General features: G+C 69.4%; 20 protein-coding genes and 1 tRNA gene. 7 read left to right on the top strand and 14 right to left on the bottom strand.

What is annotated here, in order from left to right; all coding sequences use genetic code 11:
• Positions 1-285 precede the first annotated feature (285 nt).
• Positions 286-1,389 carry a succinyl-diaminopimelate desuccinylase gene (gene dapE / locus FOH10_RS02925; RefSeq protein ID WP_143979526.1) on the bottom strand — a complete coding sequence of 368 codons (1,104 nt, stop codon included), beginning with the start codon at positions 1,387-1,389 and terminating at the stop codon, positions 286-288.
• A 165-nt stretch (positions 1,390-1,554) separates the two neighbouring features.
• Here dapE and dapD point away from each other — a divergent pair, with 165 nt between their 5' ends.
• Positions 1,555-2,511 carry a 2,3,4,5-tetrahydropyridine-2,6-dicarboxylate N-succinyltransferase gene (gene dapD / locus FOH10_RS02920; protein ID WP_143979525.1) on the top strand — a complete coding sequence of 319 codons (957 nt, stop codon included), beginning with the start codon at positions 1,555-1,557 and terminating at the stop codon, positions 2,509-2,511.
• Between the two features lie 81 nt (positions 2,512-2,592).
• Here the strand turns inward: dapD and FOH10_RS02915 are convergent, their stop codons facing one another.
• Positions 2,593-2,964 (bottom strand): PPOX class F420-dependent oxidoreductase, encoded by a 372-nt coding sequence (locus FOH10_RS02915; RefSeq protein ID WP_143979524.1) that lies wholly within the window; start codon positions 2,962-2,964, stop codon positions 2,593-2,595.
• A 52-nt stretch (positions 2,965-3,016) separates the two neighbouring features.
• Entirely contained in the window at positions 3,017-4,426 is a 1,410-nt protein-coding gene (locus FOH10_RS02910) for an acyl-CoA synthetase (protein ID WP_143983823.1), read from the bottom strand.
• 134 nt (positions 4,427-4,560) lie between these two features.
• Here FOH10_RS02910 and FOH10_RS02905 point away from each other — a divergent pair, with 134 nt between their 5' ends.
• The gene (locus FOH10_RS02905; RefSeq protein WP_143979523.1) at positions 4,561-5,412 is read left to right on the top strand and encodes an oxygenase MpaB family protein; all 852 of its coding nucleotides are present in this window, start codon (positions 4,561-4,563) and stop codon (positions 5,410-5,412) included.
• Positions 5,413-5,437: 25 nt separating this feature from the next.
• On the opposite strand, the gene FOH10_RS02900 is transcribed toward FOH10_RS02905, so the two are convergent.
• Positions 5,438-6,070: a TetR/AcrR family transcriptional regulator gene (locus FOH10_RS02900; protein WP_029931443.1), complete on the bottom strand. Its 633-nt coding sequence runs from the start codon at positions 6,068-6,070 to the stop codon at positions 5,438-5,440.
• A 157-nt stretch (positions 6,071-6,227) separates the two neighbouring features.
• On the opposite strand from FOH10_RS02900, the gene FOH10_RS02895 reads away from it, so the two are divergent.
• On the top strand, positions 6,228-7,094 hold the full coding sequence (locus FOH10_RS02895) for an oxygenase MpaB family protein (RefSeq protein WP_039816953.1): 867 nt from the start codon (positions 6,228-6,230) through the stop codon (positions 7,092-7,094).
• 293 nt (positions 7,095-7,387) lie between these two features.
• Here the strand turns inward: FOH10_RS02895 and FOH10_RS02890 are convergent, their stop codons facing one another.
• The 7 genes from FOH10_RS02890 to FOH10_RS02860 all read right to left on the bottom strand — a co-directional run bounded on the left by FOH10_RS02890 (position 7,388) and on the right by FOH10_RS02860 (position 13,996).
• A complete protein-coding gene (locus FOH10_RS02890; protein WP_143979522.1) occupies positions 7,388-8,335 on the bottom strand; it encodes a proline dehydrogenase family protein in 948 nt (315 codons plus the stop codon).
• A complete protein-coding gene (gene pruA / locus FOH10_RS02885; protein ID WP_143979521.1) occupies positions 8,335-9,969 on the bottom strand; it encodes an L-glutamate gamma-semialdehyde dehydrogenase in 1,635 nt (544 codons plus the stop codon). The genes FOH10_RS02890 and pruA overlap by 1 nt, the downstream gene beginning before the upstream one ends.
• A 40-nt stretch (positions 9,970-10,009) precedes the next feature.
• On the bottom strand, positions 10,010-11,533 hold the full coding sequence (locus FOH10_RS02880; RefSeq protein WP_228810713.1) for a GMC oxidoreductase: 1,524 nt from the start codon (positions 11,531-11,533) through the stop codon (positions 10,010-10,012).
• A gap of 269 nt (positions 11,534-11,802) precedes the next feature.
• A tRNA-Asp gene (locus tag FOH10_RS02875) sits at positions 11,803-11,876 on the bottom strand.
• A gap of 91 nt (positions 11,877-11,967) precedes the next feature.
• Entirely contained in the window at positions 11,968-13,074 is a 1,107-nt protein-coding gene (gene dapC / locus FOH10_RS02870) for a succinyldiaminopimelate transaminase (RefSeq protein WP_143979520.1), read from the bottom strand.
• 9 nt (positions 13,075-13,083) lie between these two features.
• Complete coding sequence (gene fdxA, locus FOH10_RS02865; RefSeq protein WP_029931437.1) at positions 13,084-13,407, bottom strand: ferredoxin; 324 nt, start codon at positions 13,405-13,407, stop codon at positions 13,084-13,086.
• A 151-nt stretch (positions 13,408-13,558) separates the two neighbouring features.
• The gene (locus FOH10_RS02860) at positions 13,559-13,996 is read right to left on the bottom strand and encodes a MarR family winged helix-turn-helix transcriptional regulator (RefSeq protein ID WP_051037663.1); all 438 of its coding nucleotides are present in this window, start codon (positions 13,994-13,996) and stop codon (positions 13,559-13,561) included.
• 80 nt (positions 13,997-14,076) lie between these two features.
• Here FOH10_RS02860 and FOH10_RS02855 point away from each other — a divergent pair, with 80 nt between their 5' ends.
• Entirely contained in the window at positions 14,077-15,234 is a 1,158-nt protein-coding gene (locus FOH10_RS02855; protein ID WP_143979519.1) for an MFS transporter, read from the top strand.
• Between the two features lie 71 nt (positions 15,235-15,305).
• Here the strand turns inward: FOH10_RS02855 and FOH10_RS02850 are convergent, their stop codons facing one another.
• Positions 15,306-17,966: a bifunctional FO biosynthesis protein CofGH gene (locus FOH10_RS02850; protein WP_143979518.1), complete on the bottom strand. Its 2,661-nt coding sequence runs from the start codon at positions 17,964-17,966 to the stop codon at positions 15,306-15,308.
• 127 nt (positions 17,967-18,093) lie between these two features.
• Here FOH10_RS02850 and FOH10_RS02845 point away from each other — a divergent pair, with 127 nt between their 5' ends.
• From FOH10_RS02845 to FOH10_RS02835, 3 genes are all read left to right on the top strand, one after another.
• Positions 18,094-18,600 (top strand): PH domain-containing protein, encoded by a 507-nt coding sequence (locus FOH10_RS02845; protein WP_029931433.1) that lies wholly within the window; start codon positions 18,094-18,096, stop codon positions 18,598-18,600.
• A gap of 197 nt (positions 18,601-18,797) precedes the next feature.
• The gene (locus FOH10_RS02840) at positions 18,798-20,246 is read left to right on the top strand and encodes a PH domain-containing protein (RefSeq protein ID WP_143983821.1); all 1,449 of its coding nucleotides are present in this window, start codon (positions 18,798-18,800) and stop codon (positions 20,244-20,246) included.
• Between the two features lie 62 nt (positions 20,247-20,308).
• A complete protein-coding gene (locus FOH10_RS02835; protein ID WP_143979517.1) occupies positions 20,309-20,644 on the top strand; it encodes a DUF1330 domain-containing protein in 336 nt (111 codons plus the stop codon).
• A 114-nt stretch (positions 20,645-20,758) separates the two neighbouring features.
• Here the strand turns inward: FOH10_RS02835 and FOH10_RS02830 are convergent, their stop codons facing one another.
• The gene (locus tag FOH10_RS02830) at positions 20,759-21,256 is read right to left on the bottom strand and encodes a hypothetical protein (RefSeq protein ID WP_143979516.1); all 498 of its coding nucleotides are present in this window, start codon (positions 21,254-21,256) and stop codon (positions 20,759-20,761) included.
• On the bottom strand, positions 21,253-21,411 hold the full coding sequence (locus FOH10_RS34660; protein ID WP_162836497.1) for a hypothetical protein: 159 nt from the start codon (positions 21,409-21,411) through the stop codon (positions 21,253-21,255). Before FOH10_RS34660 ends, FOH10_RS02830 begins: the two co-directional genes overlap by 4 nt.
• Between the last annotated feature and the right edge of the window lie 2 nt (positions 21,412-21,413).

The following is a 21,413-nucleotide window of genomic DNA, read 5'->3' as shown; positions in this document are numbered from 1 at the left end:
GGTGTCGTGCGCCGGAGTCCACGCCTACGGGACCGGCCGCCGGAGTCCACGCACACCGGACCGGACGCCGAAGCACTTCTCTGCGCGGCGTTCCATCGTTGCAACGGATCAGGATAATGGGGCCACGCTGCTGGCGTCTGGCTCGCCGGAGTCCCCGCACAGCCTCGCCGGCGTCCCCGCGCAGCAGGGCGGCGCGCCGGAGCACCTGTGCACACGGCGTTCTACCGCCGCTGTGGCTTCGGAGATGGGGGCGTCTCGGTCGTGGCAGCCGTCGCGGGAGGCGGGTTACCCCTTGTCGCCGGTGAGGTAGCTGCGGAGCATGGCGGTCACCTGGGTGATCTGGGTGACGGGGAGGTGTTCGTCGCGTTTGTGGGCGAGGTTGGGGTCGCCGGGGCCGAAGTTGACGGCGGGGATGCCGCGGGCGGCGAAGCGGGAGACGTCGGTCCAGCCGTACTTGGCGCGGACGCCGCCGCTGCCGTGGGCGTGCACGATCCTGATGAGGTCCTTGGCCGCGGGGGCGGACAGGCCGGGCAGGGCGCCGGGGGCGCCGTCGGTGCGCTCGAAGTGGATGTCGAGGCCGTCGAAGACCGCGCGCACGTGCTCGGTGGCCTCGTCCAGGGTGCGGTCGGGGGCGAAGCGGAAGTTCACGTCCACCTCGGCGGCGTCGGGCACCACATTGCCCGCCACCCCGCCGGAGATCCGCACCGCCGACAGCCCCTCGCGGTACACGCAGCCGTCGATGTCGACCTCCCGCGCCCGGTAGGCCGCCATTCGCTCCAGCACCGGGGCCAGCCGGTGAATGGCATTGTCGCCCAGCCACGCCCGCGCCGAATGCGCCCGCACCCCGGCGGTGGTGATGCGTGCCCGCAGCGTGCCCTGACAGCCCGCCTCCACCCAGCCACCGGACGGCTCGCCGAGGATCGCGAGGTCACCGTCCAGCCATTCCGGCAGCTCCCGCTCGATCCGCCCGAGCCCGTTGAACTCGGCGGCGATCTCCTCGCAGTCGTAGAAGATGAGGGTCAGATCGTGCACCGGTTCGGCGACGGTGGCGGCCAGGTGCAGGAACACCGCGTCGCCGGATTTCATGTCCACGCTGCCGCAGCCGTACAGCAGCCGCTCCCCGTTCTCGCCCTCCACGAAATGGCCGGGCACATTGTCGGCGATCGGCACGGTGTCCAGATGTCCGGCGAGGATCACCCGGGTCGGCAGTCCGCGATTGGTGCGCGCCAGCACGGTGTTCCCGTGCCGCAGGACCTCGAACCCTTCGGTCTGCTCCCGCAGTGCCCAGGCGACGGTGTCCGCGATGACCGCCTCGTCCTTGGACACGCTGGGGATATCCACGAGAGCGGCGGTGAGGGCGATGGGGTCGGCGCGCAGATCGATGGTCACGCCCCCACTGTATTGATTCGCTGCATCGACTCCCCGCCCGGCAGCGATTCACCCACGGCGGACGTCGCTCCAGTGCGGGTCGGCGATGGTCGCGAGCGTGCGAGGTGCCGGGGTCCCGGGTGTGGCCGCCCACCCGAGGGACGCCGCCGGGTAACCTCTGGGGACGTGAGCACTCAGGGAGCATCAGCAGTCGGCCTCGCCACCATCACCGCCAACGGGACGGTTCTGGATACCTGGTATCCCTACCCGGAGCTGGGTGAGGTCGCCGAGACCGGCACCGCGCGCCTGGACTCCTCCGATGTCGAGTACGCCAAGTTCGCCCAGGTCGCGGGCCCGGATGAGGCCCGCCGGGTGGAGGTGGTCGTGGTGCGCACCAGCATTGCCGACCTGGCCGCCGCGCCGGTCGACACCCACGACGTCTACCTGCGCCTGCACCTGCTCTCGCATCGCCTGGTCAAGCCGCACGGCCTGAATCTGGACGGCATCTTCGGCCACCTGGCCAATGTGGCGTGGACCAACCACGGCCCCTGCTCGCTGGAGGAGCTGGAGCTGGTGCGCCTGAACCTGCGCGCCCGCGGCCCGGTCACCGTGTACGGCGTGGACAAGTTCCCGCGCATGGTCGACTACGTGGTCCCCTCCGGGGTGCGCATCGCCGACGCCGACCGTGTCCGCCTGGGCGCACACCTGGCCTCCGGCACCACGGTCATGCACGAGGGCTTCGTGAACTTCAACGCGGGCACCCTCGGCAACTCCATGGTCGAGGGCCGCATCTCCGCCGGTGTGGTGGTGGGCGACGGCTCCGATGTCGGCGGCGGCGCGTCCATCATGGGCACCCTGTCCGGCGGCGGCAAGCAGGTCATCTCGCTGGGCGAGCGCTGCCTGCTCGGCGCGAACGCCGGTATCGGCATCTCCCTCGGCGACGACTGTGTGGTGGAGGCGGGCCTCTACGTCACCGCCGGCACCAAGGTCACCCTCCCGGACGGCGGCACCATCAAGGCCGCCGACCTGAGCGGCAAGTCCAACCTGCTGTTCCGCCGCAACTCCGTCTCCGGCGCGGTCGAGGTGGTGCCCCGCAAGGGCACCGGCATCGAACTCAACGCCGCCCTGCACGCCAACGACTGATCCGCGATCGACCGGTGCCCCCGCGGTGAGAACCGTGGGGGCACTGTCGTATTCGGAACAGCACGACCGCTCGGAACCCGCTCAGTCGATGCCGAAGGCCAGCACGCGCTCGGGGGTGATGCGGATGAGTTCGCGCGACATTCCCTCGGCGTAGGGGTCCACATCGCGCAATGCGACGGCGGTGCCGCGGATTTCGAGGCAGCGGACTTCCCAGGGGTCGAGTGACTTGATGTCGTCGACCACGAGGGACACCCGCTGCTCCTTGTCGAGGTTGCGGAACTTCTGGGTGGCGCCCATGCGGTAGCCGCCGATGTCGATCACGCCGAGGATCTCGTCGTAGCGGTAGCCCACCGGATTGTTCTGCGGGGAGCCGTCGGGCCGGATGGTGGCCAGGCGGCCGAGTCGTTGGCTGCGGAGATAGTCGATCTGGGCGGGGGTGAGCGTTGCGACCATGGGGTTGACGGTAGAACCTCGAGCGGGCTCGAGGTCAACCCCGCGCCTCATGTCACAGCAGCAGCTTCTTCTGCACCTTGCCCATGGCATTGCGCGGCAGGGATGCGACCACGCGGATCTCGCGCGGGCGCTTGTGCACCGAGAGTTCGCCCGCCACATGGTCGATGAGCCGCTGCTCGATGGCCGCGGAGTCGCCGTCACGCAGCACCACGAAGGCGACGATCCGCTGCCCGAGATCGTCGTCGGGCACTCCGACCACGGCGGTTTCGGCCACGGCGGGATGCCCGAGCAGTGCGGTCTCGATTTCCCCGGCCCCGATCCGGTAGCCGCCGGATTTGATGAGGTCCACCGATTCCCGGCCCACGATGCGATGGAATCCGGCGGCGTCGACGACCGCCACGTCGCCGGTGGTGAACCAGCCGTCCGCGGTGAAGTTCGCGGCGGTCACCTCGGGCCGGTTCAGGTAGCCGTCGAACAGCATGGGCCCGCGCACCTGTAGTCCGCCGACGCTTTCCCCGTCGTGCGGTACCGGGTTCCCGGCCTCGTCCCGCAGTCGCGTCTCGACACCGGCGACCGGGGTGCCGACCCATCCGGGCCGCCGCTCCCCGTCCGGCCGGGTGGACAGGGTGATCATGGTTTCGCTCATGCCGTAGCGCTCGATCGGCGCGTGCCCGGTGAGTTCGCGCAGCCGCTCGAACACCGGCACCGGCAGCGGCGCGCTCCCGGAGATCAGCACCCGGGCGGACGCCAGTTCCCGTGCCGCCGCAGGCGTTTCGACCACCCGCGACCATACGGTCGGAACGCCGAAGTACATGGTCCCCCGCGCTCGCGCGTACGCCTCGGGCGTCGGCTTGCCGGTATGGATCAGCGGGCTGCCCACCCGCAGCGGCCCCAGCACACCCAGAATCAACCCGTGTACGTGGAACAGCGGAAGCCCGTGCACCAGTACGTCGTTCGCGGTCCACCCCCACGCCTCGACGAGTGCGTCCAGCCCGGCGGCGACGGCCCGGCGGCTCAGCATCACGCCCTTGGGCGCGCCGGTGGTGCCGGAGGTGTACAGGATGAAAGCCGTTGCGCCGGGGTCGGGTTCGGCATACGTATGCCAGGAGCGGGCGTGCTTGCGCACCGGCACCACCGGCAGCGCGCTGCCCTCGGGAGCCTTCCCCAGCCACGCCTGCGCCCCCGAGTCGGTCAGGATGTGCGCCAGTTCGGCGCTGCCCGCGTCGGGCGGCACCGGCACCACGGTGACCCCGGCGATGAGGCAGCCGACCACGGCCAGCACGGTGGTGACGGTCGGCTCGGCCAGCACCGCCACCCGCTGCGCCCGTGCCACCCGTTCGGCGACGGAGGTGGCCGCGCCCAGCAGATCGCCGCGCGACAGCGTCACGCCGTCGATGGTGACGGCATCGGGAATATCGTCCCCGGCGGCGACGGCGGCGGGATTCAACGAGCTCAACAGCAGCGGCGACCCATACGACACGCCGCCAACGGTACTGCCCGGATCGAGGTCGTCACGATTCGGCCGGAACGGTTGACACTCCCCTGAGCGGGTAAGAAAGTATGTGCATAACCTTCTCATCGAGAATGGGGTCAACGATGACCAGTCCCCTGCGCCTGCCCACGCACGAACCGGACCTGCCGCCGATCGACATCCGGCAGTTCGTCGACGGGGCCGCGGGCCTGCTCGGCGGAGCGGCCAATGTGATCATGCAGCTGTCCCAACCACCGGTCGGCTACGGCGTGGTGGAGAGTCCGGTCGACAGCGGCAATGTCTTCAAGCATCCGGTGAAGCGACTGCGCACGACCGTCACCTACCTCGCCGTGGCCATGCTGGGCAGCGAGGACGAGCGGGCCGCCTACCGCGCCGCCGTGGACACCTCGCACCGCCACGTCCGCTCCCGCCCGGGCAGCCCGGTGAAGTACAACGCCTTCGATCCGAAGCTCCAGCTCTGGGTGGCGGCCTGCCTCTACTGGGGCGCACGGGATCTCTACCAGCGCATGCACGGCCCCATGGACGACGCCACCGCCGACGCCTTCTACCACTACTCCGCCCGACTGGGCACCACGCTCCAGATGCGCCCGGAGATGTGGCCGCCGACGCGCGCGGACTTCGACCGCTACTGGGACGAGCAACTGGCCCGCGCCACCATCGATCCGACGGTGCACGCCTACTTCGACGATCTGATCGACCTGAAGATGCTGCCGCGCCCGTTCCAGCTGGCCTTCGGGCCGACCCACCGCTTCTTCGTCACCGGCCTGCTGCCCCAGCATCTGCGGGACGAGATGGGGATGACCTGGTCGCCGCGCCAGGACCGCGCGCTGGCCCGCATGCTGCGCACGCTGGGCCGGGTCGAGGACCACCTGCCCACGGCCGTGCGCACCTTCCCACTCAATCTCTATCTGACGGATATGCGCGTGCGCCGCCGCCTGGGCCTGCGGCTCGTCTGAGCGGACTCGGGCCGTCGGCCCCGGCTCAGATCAGCCGGAACCCGGGAACCACGTGCTCGACGGCGAATTCGCGCAGCTTCTCCGGCTCGTCGAGCGGGATGACCGTTTGCGGGGTCAGCGCCATGGACAGCGCGGTGCGCGCGATCATCTCGGCCAGCGGCATCGGATCGTAGTGCGGCAGTTTGCCTTCCGACTGCAAGCGGGTGATGAACTCGGCCAGGTAGTCGCGGCCGAGCTCGATCACCGGCGCGCCCTGCACGGTGAGATACGGCAGCACCATCTCCGGCTCGGTACTGAGCAGCCGCACCAGTAGCTTGTTGCCGCGCAGACCTTCGATGAAGGCGGTGAACAGCGCGACGATCTGATCCTCGGCGCTGGCGTCGCGCTCGATCTCGCTGGCGATGGCGGCGTCCACGGAGTCGATGAACTGCCGGGTCTGCCGCAGCCCGACGGCCTGGATGAGGTCGTTCTTGCCCGCGAAGCGCCGGTACAGGGTGGCCAGCGACAGTCCGCCGCGCCGCGCCACCTCGACCATGCTGGTGCGCTTGATGCCGAAGTCCAGGAAGGCCAGTAGGGCGGCATCGAGCACGGTGGCCTGATTGCGGTCCTCGGGCCCCGATCCGCGCACCAACGGCAGCAGTTTGGCCAGTTTGGCCATGTACCCGATCCCCTCTCGGTGCGGCGAAACGATGACACACAAATCATCGCACATTGACACCGCCCGCCCGGAGTGAGAAGGTGCGAGGAGATAATTCTCATACTCTCTCCGCGGCGCGACTGCGAGGTGGGGAGCGAGACAAGGAGACGAGTCAACGATGACCGCCCCTCTGCGCAAATCGGAGTACCAACCGGTCGATATACCCGAATCGTTCACCCCGGAAACAGTGCGGGAGCATATCGACGGCGTGGCGGCCTTCCTGGGCGGCGCCGCCAACGTGATCATGCAGCTGTCGCTGAAACCGGTCGCCTACGGCGTCATGGAGAGCGATGTGCACAGCGGCGCGATCACCGTGCACCCGATCAAGCGACTGCGCACCACGCTCACCTACCTCGCCGTCGCCTGGCTCGGCGACGACCGCGACCGCGCGGACTACCGCGAGGCCGTCAACGGCTCGCACCGCACCATCCGCACCAAGCCGACCAGCCCGGTGAAGTACAACGCCTTCGATCCGAAACTCCAGCTGTGGGTCGCGGCCTGCCTCTACTGGGGCGTGGACGACCTCTACCACCGCATGCGCGGCCCCATGAAACCCGATGTGGCGGAGTCGTTCTACCGGTACTGCGCCCGCCTGGGCACCACCTTGCAGATGCGCCCGGAGATGTGGCCCGCCACCCGCGAGGAGTTCTACGCCTACTGGGACGCGACCCTGCCCACGCACACCATCGACGAGCCCACCCGGCGCTACTTCAACGACCTCACCGACCTGAAGATGCTGCCGCGCCCGCTCCAGTTGGTCTTCGGCCGCCTGCACCGCTTCATCGTGACGGCCCTGCTGCCCCAGCACCTGCGCGATCAGATGCACATGACCTGGACCGCCCGCGACGAGCGCGTCTTCGGCGCCATGCTGCGCGCCATCGCCACGGTGTGGACCCGCCTGCCGGTCCCGCTGCGCCTGTTCCCGTTCAACTTCTACCTCGCCGATATGCGCATCCGGCGGCGACTGGGTCGACCGCTGGTCTAGGGCACACGGACAGGCCAGCGGTAACCGGGCGGGCGGGGAAGTCGATACACCCCCGCCCGCCCGATCATTCGCCGCGTTGCCGTGCGAGCTTGTCGCCGATTCCACGCGCGACAGCCCCCTACGGCGGCATTTCCTCCCGCTCCGGTCCGCACCCACGCCCGGTACCCCGGCCGTGCGACGACCGACCTTCGGCCACACGCGCAACGGCTCTCGGGCACAGGCTCACAGACCCGAGGGCCTCGGGTCCGACGCCGCCTGGGCAGCATCGTTCCCGGAATCGGCAGCACCGCCGATCAGTTCCGTTCGGCCAGCGCCCGTAGGAAGAAGCCCAGGTTGGCGGGCCGCTCGGCGAGACGCCGCATCAGGTAGCCGTACCACTGCCCGCCGTAGGGCACGTACACGCGCACGGTGTGGCCCTGTTCGACCAGACGACGCTGTTCGGCGTCGTGAATCCCGTACAGCATCTGGAATTCGAAATCCCCCGCGCCCCGGCCGTATTCGGCGGCCTCGGTGAGCGCGGCCGCGATCATGGCCGGATCGTGCGAGGCCACCATGGGGTAGCCGTCGCCGCGCATGAGCACGTCCAGGCATTCCAGGTAGGAGGCGTCCACCTCGGCTCGCTTCTGGTACGCGACCGTCGCGGGTTCCTGGTACGCGCCCTTGCACAGGCGAATGCGCGCCCCCGCCGCCGCCAGCTCCCGGCAGCGTCCCTCCGCCGCCCGCAGATAGGTCTGCACCGCGACCGCCAGCCACGGAAACTCCTCGCGCAGCTGACGCACCGCCTCCAGGGTCTCCTCGGTGGTGGTGTGGTCCTCGGCGTCCACGGTCACCCACACCCGCGATTCCTCGGCCTTCCCGCACAGCTTGTGCAGATTCTCGATGGCGATGGCCGGACCGTCCTGCCCCAGCGACTGCCCCAATGCCGAGAGCTTCACCGAAACCTCCACGCGCGGTGCGGTTTCCTGCCCACCGCCCAGGGTGGACAGGTCGTCGATGAGCGCCACGTATTCGGCCACCGCCGTATCCGCCATGGCCCGCTCGGTGGTGTACTCGCCGAGGAAATCCACGCTGACGGCGCGTCCGTCGGCGAGCAGTGCGCGCACCACCGGCGCGAGTTCCGCGCGCGTCTCCCCCGCCACGAACCGCCGCACCACCCTGGAGGTGACGGGAGCCGAGGCGATCGCCCGCCGCAGCCGATCCGATCCGGCCGCGGCGAGGATGACCGGGCGCAGGGGATTCATCACACCTCCATATGTGGGTAGCGGTAATCCGTGGGCGGAACGAAGGTCTCCTTGAGCGAACGCGGCGCGACCCAGCGCAGCAGATTGAGATAGGACCCGGCCTTGTCGTCGGTCCCGGAGGCGCGGGCCCCGCCGAAGGGCTGCTGACCGACCACCGCGCCGGTGGGCTTGTCGTTGACGTAGAAGTTGCCCGCCGCGAATCGCAGTGCGGCCGAGGCCTGGTCGACGGCCTGGCGGTCGGTGGCGAAGACGGCTCCGGTGAGCGCGTAGGGCGCGGCGGAGTCGACCTCGGCGAGCACATCGGCGTAGGCGTCCGGATCGCGGTCGTCGTAGACGTACACCGCGAGGATTGGACCGAAGAACTCGGTGCTGAAGGCTTCATCGGTCGGATCGTCGGTGAGCAGCACCGTCGGCCGGATGAAGAACCCCTCGCTGTCGTCGTAGGTGCCGCCGGCGGCGATGGTGACCCCGCGCTCCCGCGCCCGCTCGATGGCCGCGACGCTCTTGTCGTAGGCGCGCCGATCGATCACGGCCCCACCGAAATTCGACAGATCGGCCACGTCACCGTAGCTGAGCCCCTCGACCTCGGCGAGGAACTCGTCCCCCATCCGCTGCCACACCGATGCGGCGATGTAGGCGCGCGAGGCCGCCGAGCATTTCTGCCCCTGGTATTCGTAGGCTCCGCGAATCAGCCCGGTGCGCAACGCGTCCGGGTCGGCGGAGGCGTGCGCGACGATGAAGTCCTTGCCGCCGGTCTCGCCCACCAGGCGCGGATAGCCCCGGTAGGTGCCGATATTCGCGCCCACCTGCTGCCACAGGTACTGGAAGGTGCGGGTGGAGCCGGTGAAGTGGATCCCGGCCAGGCGCGGATCGGTCAGCGCCACCTCCGACAGCCGCACCCCGTCACCGGTGACCATATTGATGACCCCCGGCGGCATCCCGGCGGCTTCCAGCAGTTTCATCACGTAGTACGCCGACAGCGTCTGGGTGGGCGAGGGTTTCCACACCACCGTATTGCCCATCAGCGCCGGTGCGGTGGGCAGATTGCCGGCGATGGCGGTGAAGTTGAAGGGGGTGATGGCGTAGACGAACCCCTCCAGCGGCCGGTAGTCCATGCGGTTCCAGACTCCCGCCGAGGATTGCGGCTGCTGCTCGAGAATCCCGCGGGCGAAGGCCACATTGAAGCGCCAGAAGTCCACCAGTTCGCAGGGTGCGTCGATCTCCGCCTGCTGCGCGGTCTTGGACTGGCCCAGCATGGTGGCGGCGGCGACCGTCTCCCGCCACGGCCCGGCCAGCAGGTCGGCGGCCCGCAGCAGGACGGCCGCCCGTTCGTCGAAGGGCAGCGCCCGCCAGTCCGCCGCCGCGGCCGTCGCGGCTTCGACGGCGGTCCTGGCCTCGTCGTGGGTGGTATTCGTGTAGGTCCCCAGCACGTGCCGGTGTCGATGCGGCATCACGATGTGGTGCCGCTCGCCGCCGCCGGGCTGGTGTTTGCCGCCGATCACCAGCGGCACGTCCACCGTCTCGGCGGAGAGTTCGGAGAGTCGATCACGCAGCAGCGCGCGTTCCCGGCTTCCCGGTGCGTAGGAGTGCACCGGTTCGTTACCGGGAAGGGGGACAACCGTGACAGCGTCCATATCCCAGGCTAACGCGTACCCGGCTACGGACGCCGCCGACTCACAGGTCGTTCGCCACGATGTTCTCGATATTGCGTTCGGCCAGTGCGGTAATGGTGACGAACGGATTCACGCTGGTATTGCCGGGTATCAACGATCCGTCGATGACGTAGAGGCCGGTGTAGCCGGGCAGGCGGCCGTAATTGTCGGTGGCCTCGTCGAGCACGCAGCCGCCCAGCGGGTGGTAGGTGAGATCGTCGCCCCAGGTCTTGTACACGCCGAAGAGGTCGGTCCGGTAGATCGTCCCCTCCTTCTTGTTGATCTTGTCGAATATGCGTTTGGCGGCGTCGATGGAGTACTGGTTCTGCGAGGTCTGCCAGTTCAGATCGACCTTCCCGGTACCGGAATTGAAGGTGAACTGCGCCCGGTTGGGATTCTTGGTGATGGCGAGGTAGAGGCTCACGTAGGTCTCCAGCCCGGCCGGGAACGGCGCGACCTCCGCGAAGGCCGGGCCGCCGGTGTCGGCCCAGTTGTCGATGCCCAGGCACGGCATGCTGGATTGCAGTTTCCCGGTGCCGTCCCACATGTGGTTGGCCCGGCCCACCATGACATTGCCGTTGTTGCCCCACTTCTTGCCGACGGCGTCGGGCAGGTCGGGCAGCTTGCCCTGCGCCTTCATGGCGACCAGCAGCTTGGAGGTGCCGATACTGCCCGCCGCGAAGAACACCTTCTGCGCCACAACGGCTTTGGTCGCCACGGTCGCGCCGGAGGTGTTGATCTGGTTCATCTCCACCCGGTAGCCGCCCTCGGTCGGGGATACCGCGGTCACCACATGCAGGGGTGTGATGCGGACCTTGCCGGTGCCGGTGGCGGCGGCCAGATACGTCTTGTCCAGCGACCGCTTGCCGTGGTTGTTGCCGTAGATGACCTCGCCGTCCAGTGCGGAGCGGGTGACGGTGCCCGCCTGCTCCTTCTTCATGTAGCCGAAGTCGTAGACGTTGGGCACGAAGGTCCAGCCGAAGCCGGAGCGCTCCGCGTGTTTGCGGCCCACCCGCGCGAACTGGTAGCACTCGGCCGACTCGAACCAGTTCTCGTCGATGTGGTTCACGCCCAGGCCGCTGTTGGCGCGCGGGTAGTAGACGTTGTACATCTCATCGGCGTTCACCGAGGGCAGGATGTCGGCGAAGTGCTCCCGCCGGGGCGTCACCGCCATACCGCCGTTGACCAGGGAGCCGCCGCCCACGCCCCGGCCCTGGTAGACGCGGATGCCGCCGAAGTGCTCGGAATCCAGGACGCCGGTGTACCTTTCGATGTCCTTGTTGTAGTCGCCGCCGACGAAGTAGCCGATGGGCTGGTCGGTGCGGTCGCGCAGCCAGTACGAGCGGCCGTCGGGTTTCAGCACCGGGCAGAAGATCTTGCCGTCGGATCCGGGCGTGTCCCAGGACTTCCCCATTTCGACCACGGTGGTCTCGACCCCCGCCTGCGCCAGCCGCAGCGCGGCCACCGCTCCCCCGTATCCGCTGCCGATGACGAGCGCGGGGATCGTCTCCCCGTCCGCCAGCGGTGCGGCCAGCGCCCGTGTCATGGACCTCCCCACCAGCGCGGCAGCAACAGTGAAACCCGTTGCAGCTAGAAAACCGCGCCTGCTCACCCCCCGCCCAAACCGACCACCAACAGGCATTTCATAGGTGCGAACAGACAAACCCAGGCTCCTCATCGAGTCGTAGATGGGAACCTGTTATAGCGATGAGAAACGCGACCGCGCGGGATATTCCGGACACGCCGGAAATCTTTCGATCATGGAGTGAAAAGGGTGGGGTGAACAGAATGTTCACCGCCCGGAGAGAATTCCTGCGACCCTGACGGGACTCGAACCCGCGACCTCCGCCGTGACAGGGCGGCGCGCTAACCAACTGCGCCACAGGGCCTTACTCGCACCGACCCGCGGGCCGACTGCGTGGAAGACGCTATCACGCCGCTCGACACCGGAGGAAATCGGCTGGTCAGACGACCAAACCGCTATTCGGCGAGGCGCGCCGCGGCGGCCGCGATGCGCTCATCGGTCGCGGTCAGCGCGATGCGCACATGTTCGGCACCCAGCGGACCGTAGAACTCGCCCGGGGCGGCCAGGATGCCACGCTCGGCCAGCCGATCCAGGGTCACCCGGCACGGCTCCCCGCGCGTGCACCACAGGTACAGCCCGGCCTCCGAATGGTCGATGCGGAATCCCGCCTCCACCAAAGCCTTTCGCAGCACCTCGCGGCGCACCCGGTAGCGCTCCCGCTGCCGCGCCTCGTGCTCGTCGTCGGCCAGCGCGGCCGTCATGGCGGCCTGGATCGGGAAGGGCAGCATCATGCCCGAGTGCTTGCGCACCTCCAGCAGTTCCGCCACCAGATCCGGATCACCGGTCACGTACCCGGCGCGGTAGCTGGCCAGATTCGACGTCTTGGACAGCGAGTGGATGGCCAGCAGGCCGGTGTGGTCGCCGTCGCACACCTCGGGATCGAGGATGGACACCGCCCGCCCCTCCCAGGCCAGTCCCAGATAGCACTCGTCCGAGGCCACGATCGCGCCGCGTTCCCGCGCGAACTCCACCACCTTGCGCAGATGCTCGACCCCGAGCACCTTGCCGGTCGGATTCGACGGCGAGTTCACGTAGATCAGGGCGGGCGCTTCCGGGCCGAGCCGAGTCACGCCGTCCGCGCGCAGGATTCGGGTTCCGGACAGCAGCGCGCCCACCTCGTAGGTGGGGTACGCGACCTCCGGAATCACCACCAGATCCGCCGCGCCCAGCCCGAGTAGGCGCGGCAGTCCGGCGATCAGCTCCTTGGTGCCGATGACCGGCAGCACGGCGGCCGGGCCGACGCCCGTGATGCCGAACCGGCGCTTCATCGCCTCCACGGCGGCCGTGCGCAATTCGGGGGTGCCGTGCGTGGTCGGATAACCCGGTATCTCCGCCACCGAGGCCAGCGCCGCACGGATCAGTGGATCCACCGGATCGACGGGCGTACCCACCGACAGGTCGACGATGCCGCCGGGATGCTCGGCGGCCCGAGCCTTGGCGGAAGAGATGGTGTCCCAGGGAAAATCGGGCAGCAGCGAGCTGACCCGGCCACGCGCGCTCAAACCTGCTGCCTACTCGCTGGCCATCGGCGGTAGCGCGGCGATGAACGGCGGGTCGTAGTCGACCTTGCCGACCTTGGTCGCGCCACCGGGCGAGCCGAGATCGTCGAAGAACTCGACATTGGCGTTGACGTAACCGCTCCACTGATCCGGGGTGTCGTCCTCGTAGAAGATCGCCTCCACCGGGCACACCGGTTCACATGCACCACAGTCCACGCACTCGTCCGGTTGGATGTACAGCATGCGGCCGCCCTCGTAGATGCAGTCCACGGGGCATTCCTCGATGCACGCCTTGTCCTTCACGTCAACGCACGGTTCAGCGATGATGTACGGCACTGCCGCTCTCCTAGTCTGTCCTCACATGCGGGATACTCCGCCCGCGAAACAGTATCCCGGCGCCCCAACATTACTACTGGCCAGCCTGCCCTAACTCGGGGCGAATGCTATCCCACCGACCTCGGTGAGCCGACCGGCGCGGCCACACTCGTCACGGGTCCTCCGATGCCACCAGCAGCCGCAGCAGTTCTCGCAGTTCCCGCTGCTGCGCGACACCGAGCCTGGTCAGTGGCGATCCGCTCGCCAGTCGCGTCAACACCGCATCCCGGCTGCGCTGCCCGGCGGCGGTGAGCTCGAGTCGTTTGGCTCGCCTGTCGGTCGGGTGCGGGGTGCGCTCGACCAATCCTTGCGCCTCCAGCCTATCCACTACGAAGGTCACATTCGACGGCTCGCACGACATGCGAACGGCCAGTTCGCGCGCGGTGACGGGTTCGGACAGCTCCCGCAGGGCGATCACCTGCGTGGGGGTCAGCCCGAGGTCCTCCGCCGCGCGGCGCACGTGCACATCGAGCCGACGAGTGAACGAGTGCACGAGTTTGCACACGTCACGGTCGATTTCCCGAGTCACGTCGGCGTCTCGCCCACCCATGCCGCCGAGTCTAGCGGCGTTCATTCGAACTGTGATAGTTCTAGTTCGAATCATTCGAGTTGTAACTACTTGGAGCGTCCGTGAAACTTCCTGTTCTCTCCCTCACACTTGTCGTATTCGGGCTCACCACCGGCGAATTCGTGATCGCCGGGATCCTTCCGGAGCTGGCGGCGGACCTCGCCGTACCGGTGTCGTCGGCGGGATTGCTGGTCAGCGCCTACGCCCTGGGCATGATCGTCGGCGGACCGGTGGTCACGACCCTCACCGCGCGCCTACCGCGCCGACCGCTGATCCTCGGCCTCATCGCGTTCGCGGTGCTGGCGAATCTGGCGTCCGCCCTGGCACCCGGCTATGCGCTGCTGCTGGCCACCCGCTTCGCCGCCGGTCTGGTCGTGGCCACGTTCTTCGCCATCGCCATCGCGACGGCGGTGCGGCTGGCGCCGCCGGGCCGGGAGGCATCGGCCGTCGCGCGGGTGGCGCTGGGCATGAATCTCGGCATCGTGCTGGGCAGTCCGCTCGGCACGCTCGTCGGTCAGCACTTCGGCTGGCGGACCACGTTCGTGGTGGTGGCGGCGTGCGCCGCGCTGGGACTGCTGGCGGTCGCGCGTTTCGTCACCGACCTGCCCGCAGCCACCACCGGATCCGTGCTCGGTGAGCTGCGCGTCCTGGGCGATCGCGGACTGCTGCTGGCCATCGCGCTCACGGCGGCGGGCAATCTGGGCGTGGTGATGGTCTTCACCTACATCGCGCCACTGCTGACCGATGTCGCCGGCCTCACCGCGGCGACCGTGCCCGCGCTGCTGCTCGTCTACGGCGCGGGCGCGATCGTCGGCAACCACGTCGGCGGACGCCTGGCCGACCGGGCCCTGCTGCCCGCCCTCATCGGCCTGCTGCTCGCCCTGTCCGCGACCCTGGCGCTGTTCTGGGCGGTCGGCGAGGTCGCCGTGGCCGCCGCCGTTCTCGTCTTCGCCCTGGGCGCACTGGGATTCGCGATCATCCCGGGCATGCAGGCGCGCGTGGTCGCGGCCTCCGCCGCCGCACCGACCCTCGGCGTCGCCGTCAACGCTGCCGCCTTCCAGGTGGCGGCCGCCCTGGCCGGACGTGTCGGCGGCTGGGTCATCGCCGACGGCCCGGGCCTGCGCGCACTTCCGCTCATCGGCGCGGCCCTCACCATGGTCGGGGTGGCGGTCGCGGTACAGCTGCGGTACCGGGACCGGACCACGCTCGTCGCGGCGTGACCCGAAGCGGACACCGCCCGGTCTGGCCCGCCGCCGGGGCACGGCTCGGGCCGCCCGCCGTGGGGGTCGGCTCAGCTCACCGGCAGGGAGACCGGGGTGCGGCGCGGCGGGGTGCCGTAGGTGGTGGTGCGCTGGCGCACCGGGCGGCCGATACCCGTCGCGATCTCGGTCAGTTCCGCCACCGTCTTGGCCGAGCCGTGTTCGGAACCGGCCATGCGCGAGATGGTCTCCTCCATGAGGGTGCCGCCCAGGTCGTTCGCGCCGCCGTTCAGCATCAGCTGGGTGCCCGTGGTACCGAGCTTCACCCAGCTGGTCTGGATATTGGCGATACGGCCGTGCAGCATGATGCGGGCCAGGGCGTGGGCGGCGCGGTTGTCGCGCACCGTGGGGCCGGGACGCGAGGCGCCGGCCAGGTAGAGCGGTGCGCTCTGGTGCACGAACGGCAGCAGCACGAATTCGGTGAAACCACCGGTCTCGTCCTGGATTCCGCGCAGCACCCGCAGGTGGCCGACCCAGTGCTTCGGATTGTCCACGTGCCCGTACATCATGGTGGAACTGGAGCGGATGCCCAGCCGGTGCGCGGTGGTGATCACCTCGATCCAGGCCGAGGTGGGCAGTTTGCCCTTGGTGAGAATCCAGCGCACCTCGTCGTCGAGGATCTCGGCGGCCGTACCCGGAATCGTGTCCAGCCCGGCCTCTTTCAGCGCCGCGAGCCAGTCGTGGATGCTCTGCCCGCCGCGCGAGGCACCGTTGACCACCTCCATGGGGCTGAAGGCGTGCACATGCATCTCCGGCACCCGGTTCTTGATGGCGCGCACCAGATCCGCGTAACCGGTGACCGGCAGCTCCGGATCGATGCCGCCCTGCATGCAGATCTCGGTCGCACCCTCGACCCACGCCTCCCAGGCGCGGTCGGCGACCTCCTCCGAACTCAGCGTGAAGGCGTCGGCGTCACCCTTGCGCTGGGCGAAGGCGCAGAACCGGCAGCCGGTGTAGCAGATATTGGTGAAGTTGATATTGCGGTTGACGATGTAGGTGACGTCGTCGCCGACGGTGTCGCGGCGCAGCTGATCGGCGAAGGCGGTGACCGCCTCCAGGGCCGCGCCGTCGGCCGTGGCCAGCGCCAGGTACTGGTCGTCGGTCAGCCCCGCCGGATCGCGCTCGGCCGCCCGCAGCGCCGCCATCACATCGGCGTCGAAGCGCTCCGGTGCGGCGGCGGCCAACTCGTGCACCTGCTCGCGAATGGTCTCCCAGTCGCCGAACGCGCCCAGCCCGTCGTCGGACAGCGCGGAGTCACTGCGGGATTCGGTATTGCGGCCCTCGGAGTCGATGGCGGTGTTGAGGTCGATGCGCCCGACCGACTCCCAGTCGTGGTCGGGTTCCTGCCACGGCAGCCCCGTCGGTTTGGTGTCGGGGCGCGCCAGCCCGGTCGCCGGATCGGCCAGCGCCGCCACATGGGCCGACACCCGCGGATCGATCCACGGATGCCCCGCCAGCACATACTTGGGATGCGCGGTGACGCGCTCGGTGAGCACGTATCCGGCATCGGCGGTGACCTGCGCCAGCACCTCCAGATTCGGCCACGGCCGCTCCGGATTCACGTGATCGGGGGTCAGCGGCGACACCCCGCCCCAGTCGTCCACGCCCGCGGCCAGCAGCGCCCGGCATTCGTCGAGCGCGACCAGATTCGGCGGTGCCTGCACCCGCATCTTGGGGCCGAGCAGAATGCGGGTCACGGCGATGGTGGCCCGGAACTCCTGGAGGTCGGCATCGGGGGTATCGCGCATGGCGGTATCCGACTTGGCCAGGAAGTTCTGCACGATCACCTCCTGCACATGCCCGAACGCCTTGTGCGCCTTGCGGATCGCCAGAATGGATTCGGCCCGCTCGGTCAGGTTCTCGCCGATGCCCACCAGAATGCCGGTGGTGAACGGCACCGACAGCCGACCCGCGTCGGTGAGCGCGCGCAGCCGCACCGCCGGATCCTTGTCCGGGCTGCCGTAGTGCGCCTGCCCCTTCTCGGTGAACAGGCGGGTGGAGGTGGTCTCCAGCATCATGCCCATGGACGGTGCGACCGGCTTGAGCCGCGACAGCTCCGCCCAGGACATCACGCCGGGATTGAGGTGCGGCAGCAGGCCGGTCTCCTCGAGCACCCGGATGGACATGGCGCGCACATAGTCCAGCGTGGAGTCGTAGCCGCGTTCGTCCAGCCACTGCCGCGCCTCCGGCCAGCGCTCCTCCGGCCGGTCACCGAGGGTGAAAAGCGCTTCCTTGCAGCCCAATTCGGCACCGCGACGGGCGATGTCGAGCACCTCGTCGGGTTCCAGGTACATGCCGTGGCCCGCGGCCCGCAGCTTGCCCGGCACGGTCACGAACGTGCAGTAGTGGCATTTGTCCCGACACAGGCGGGTGAGCGGAATGAACACCTTGCGCGAGTAGGTGATCGGCAGGACGTCGCCCGCGTACCCGCTGTCGCGCAGCCCCGCGTCCCGCACCCGCGCCGCCGTGGCGCACAGATCGTCGAGGTCGGCGTCGCGCGCGTGCAACAGCACCACGGCCTCGTCGAGATTGAGCGTCGCCCCGTCCCGGGCGCGGCGCAGCGCCCGGCGCATGGCGGAGGCGCTCGGCGCCACCGGGGACGATCCTGCGGCACCGCCGGGTCCCGCGGCCGGTGGGCGCTGCGGTACCGAGGGGAGACTCGGGTTCGGTAGATCCGTCACGTCCTCGATCATGCGCCATCCGTCCGCGTGGTCCGACTCGGGTGTCTATGCGGGGGGACAACTGGGTGCCGCGGCGCACTATTCCGCCGAAGGAAAGATGTCCGCCCCCGTCGCGTGTGGGCATGGAAGCATGGCAGGCATGTCCCAGCCTCTGCGCACCGGCGGCATCATGGCCGACCCCGCATGGCGCCCCAGCCCGCGTGCGAAACTCCTGTGGTCTCTGACAGCCGCCCTGAGCTGGGCATTCCCCTTGCTCGGCCTGATCGTGTGGGCGGTGCTCGATCCCGACCGCCGGGGCTGGCAGCTGGCGGCGCTGATCGTGATCGTGCTCGCGGCCGGCTTCAATATCGCGGTGGTGCCGCTGTGGCGGTTCACCGTGCACCGCTGGGAGATCACCGACGAGGCCGTGTACACCCGTACCGGGTGGTTGACACAGGAGAGCCGGGTCGCGCCGATCACCCGCATCCAGACGGTGGACACCCAGCGTGGACCGCTGGAGCGGCTGCTCGGACTGGCCACGGTCACGGTCACCACGGCGTCCTCGGCGGGCGCGGTCACCATCGACGCGCTCGACCTGCCCGTCGCCGAGGAGACGGTGGAGAAGCTGACCGAGATCGCGGCCAGACATCGCGGGGACGCGACATGAGTGAGCGAACGGACGGCACGACCGAGAACAGCGCGGCAGACCGCACGACCGAGCACAGCGCGGCTCCGGCGAGCACGACCGAGCACAGCGCGGCTCCGGCGAGCACGGCCGAGCACGGCGAGTGGGCGGCGAGCGCGGCCGAGTCCGCGGTAGTGGCTCCCCCGCTCGAAACCCCCTGGCAGCGCCTGGACAAGCGCATGCTGCTGGTGCACCCCATCACCGAGACCGTGAAGTACATCCCGGTGCTGATCGCGTCGGTGATCGGCAGCGCGCAGAGCGAGAACCCGATGTGGGCGATGCTGGCGCTGACCTTCATCGTCGGCGTCGCCGTCACCCGCTGGTTCACCACCACCTACCGCATCGGTCCGGACAATGTGGAGCTGCGCACCGGCCTGCTCGAACGCAAGAAGCTCGCGGTGCCGCGCTCGCGCATCCGCTCGGTGGACATCGAAGCCGATGTGCTGCACCGCATCCTGGGCCTGGCCGTGCTGCAGATCGGCACCGGGCAGCAGGCGGAGCGCGGCGAGGGCTTCAAACTCGATTCCCTGGACGCCCGGCTGGTGCCGGGTCTGCGCGCCGAACTGCTCGCGCACACGGCGAAAACCACCGCACCACAGCGGGTTCCGGGGGCCGAGGACGGCGGTCCGGCGGCCGACCGCGAGACGGGTGTCGAGATCGCGCACTGGCGACCGGAGTGGGTGCGCTACGCGCCCTTGTCGCTCACCGGTTTCGCGCTCATCGCACCCGTGGTCGGCCTGGCCTTCCAATTCGGTTTCGCCCAGGTGACCGTCGATTCGGACACGGTCGAGGGTCTGGGCGACCGCGGGCTGTGGTTTCTGACGGCGGTGGTCGTCGGACTGGCCCTCGCCCTGGTCGCGGTGGTCAGCCTGGCCGCCTGCGGACGATACCTGGCAACCTATTTCGGCCTGAGGGTGCTCGACAACGGCACCACCCTGCACATTCGCCACGGCCTGTTCACCACCCGCCAGATCACCCTGGATCTGGCCCGCCTGCGCGGGGCCACCGTCAACGAGCCGCTGCTGCTGCGCCTGGCGGGCGCGGCGGAACTCGAGGCGGTCATGACCGGCACCGATCCCCGGCAGAAGATCCTGCCCCAGGCGCCCCGCGCCGCCGTGGACCGCACCCTCGCCCATCTGCTCGGCGAATCCGCGCCCAGCACGGTCACACTGGTCCCGCACGGCCCCGCCGCCCGCCGCCGCCGCTACACCCGCGCCCTGAGCCCGGTGCTGGTCGCCGCCGCGGCCATGGCGATCTTCGCCCTCGCGGTGCGCCCGCTGCCGCCGTGGACCTGGATCCTGTTGGCGCTGGCCGCGGTTGTGGCGGCGGCACTGGCGTGGGACCGCTACCGCGGCCTGGGCCACACCGTCATTCCCGCCGCCGCGGACAACCCCACCTGGCTCATCACCCGCAGCGGCTCCCTGGACCGCGACCGCGACTGCCTGGAGGCCCCCGGCATCATCGGCTGGACAGTCACCCGCACCTGGTTCCAACGCCGCGTCGGCCTGGCCACCATCACCGCCGCCACCGCCGCGGGCAAGAAGCGCTACCAGGTCGTCGACATCCCCATCGACCGCGCCTGGGCACTGATCGAAGCCGTCACCCCGGGCCGCCTGGGCCAGCGGTGACCGGCGGCGCATTACCTGTCAGGTAATCGACTCGTCCGCCGTGACGGCATACGTTCGGCCGCATGACCGCCTACGGCTTCGCGCATCTGCGCGCCAGACGCCCGCATCCCGACATCCTGGAGTACCTCGAGCGCATCCAAGCCACGCTCGATCCCTTCGAGGGGCGATTCGTCATCCACGGACCGCCGAACGACGTGGTGGAGGGATCGTGGCCGGGCAGCATGGTGCTCATCGAATTCCCCGACCTGCCTACGGCGCGCGCCTGGTACGACTCACCCGCGTATCAGGCGATCCTGCGCCTGCGCGCCGACCACATCGACGGTGACCTGCTGCTCATCGAGGGCGTCGGGCCGGACTACGACCCGCGCGAACGCGCCGACGAGCTGCGCTCCACCTAGTTCGGACGGGCGGGCCTCGCCGCGCGATCACCGGCCGGACAGTGCTGGCGAGCCGCGCCAGGCGGCCGCCGAGCCGTCAGTGCGGGCGAACCGCGTCACGCGACCGCCGAGCCGTCAATTCGTGCTGGCCGGACCGATCGCGCGGAGGTTGGCCAGGTAGTAGAGGTACAGGCCGGCGGGCAGCAGGCCGCAGACCAGCAGGGCCAGGGTGGGCCAGTCGTTGATGAACAGCACGTCGCCGCCGGGACCGCCGAAGGTGAGCAGCAGGTAGGACAGGATCCAGGCGGTCAGTGGCAGGGCGATCACGCCGAGCCGGTCGGTGATCGTCGACATGCCTTTGAGCAGTAGCACGTTCACGACCGCCGCGATGAGCGCGGTGATCGGGAAGGGAATGGAGCCCGCGGTGAGATCGGCGGCCAGCGCCGCCGCCTGCGCCGTGGTTGGCTGGGCCGCCGCCACGTCGGCGTGGCCCAGATAGATGGGCAGGAACAGCGCCTCCAGCACCAGGGTGACGACGCCGTCGAGCACCAGCAGGGCCGCGACGACGCCATTGAGCCAGTTCCGCTGTGACAGCGATCCGAGGCGCGGGGCGGTACCGAGCGCCGCGGTCACGGCACCGGCGGGAAGCCGAGCAGTTCCAACAGGTGGCTCTGCATGTCGACGAAGGTGTGCAGCGCGTGGAGATACAGGTCGTGCTGCGCCTCGAAGTGGGGCTTCTGACTCTCCACGAAGGCGGCGATCATGTTCTGGATACTCCAGTTGTACATGG

The organism is Nocardia otitidiscaviarum (assembly GCF_007362295.1).
Classification (GTDB): domain Bacteria; phylum Actinomycetota; class Actinomycetes; order Mycobacteriales; family Mycobacteriaceae; genus Nocardia; species Nocardia otitidiscaviarum.
Note: the sequence above shows the minus strand (reverse complement) of the source record. Positions and strands in the feature narration are given on the sequence as shown.

What these genes read in the sequence shown, in the direction of transcription:
- FOH10_RS02915 (WP_143979524.1), bottom strand. Translation starts at nt 2,964, where the DNA reads ATGGTCGCAACGCTCACCCCCGCCCAGATCGACTATCTCCGCAGCCAA.
- FOH10_RS02905 (WP_143979523.1), top strand. Translation starts at nt 4,561, where the DNA reads ATGACCAGTCCCCTGCGCCTGCCCACGCACGAACCGGACCTGCCGCCG.
- FOH10_RS02900 (WP_029931443.1), bottom strand. Translation starts at nt 6,070, where the DNA reads ATGGCCAAACTGGCCAAACTGCTGCCGTTGGTGCGCGGATCGGGGCCC.
- FOH10_RS02895 (WP_039816953.1), top strand. Translation starts at nt 6,228, where the DNA reads ATGACCGCCCCTCTGCGCAAATCGGAGTACCAACCGGTCGATATACCC.
- FOH10_RS02890 (WP_143979522.1), bottom strand. Translation starts at nt 8,335, where the DNA reads ATGAATCCCCTGCGCCCGGTCATCCTCGCCGCGGCCGGATCGGATCGG.
- pruA (WP_143979521.1), bottom strand. Translation starts at nt 9,969, where the DNA reads ATGGACGCTGTCACGGTTGTCCCCCTTCCCGGTAACGAACCGGTGCAC.
- FOH10_RS02880 (WP_228810713.1), bottom strand. Translation starts at nt 11,533, where the DNA reads ATGACACGGGCGCTGGCCGCACCGCTGGCGGACGGGGAGACGATCCCC.
- FOH10_RS02860 (WP_051037663.1), bottom strand. Translation starts at nt 13,996, where the DNA reads ATGGGTGGGCGAGACGCCGACGTGACTCGGGAAATCGACCGTGACGTG.
- FOH10_RS02850 (WP_143979518.1), bottom strand. Translation starts at nt 17,966, where the DNA reads ATGATCGAGGACGTGACGGATCTACCGAACCCGAGTCTCCCCTCGGTA.
- FOH10_RS02845 (WP_029931433.1), top strand. Translation starts at nt 18,094, where the DNA reads ATGTCCCAGCCTCTGCGCACCGGCGGCATCATGGCCGACCCCGCATGG.
- FOH10_RS02840 (WP_143983821.1), top strand. Translation starts at nt 18,798, where the DNA reads ATGCTGCTGGTGCACCCCATCACCGAGACCGTGAAGTACATCCCGGTG.
- FOH10_RS02835 (WP_143979517.1), top strand. Translation starts at nt 20,309, where the DNA reads ATGACCGCCTACGGCTTCGCGCATCTGCGCGCCAGACGCCCGCATCCC.
- FOH10_RS34660 (WP_162836497.1), bottom strand. Translation starts at nt 21,411, where the DNA reads ATGTACAACTGGAGTATCCAGAACATGATCGCCGCCTTCGTGGAGAGT.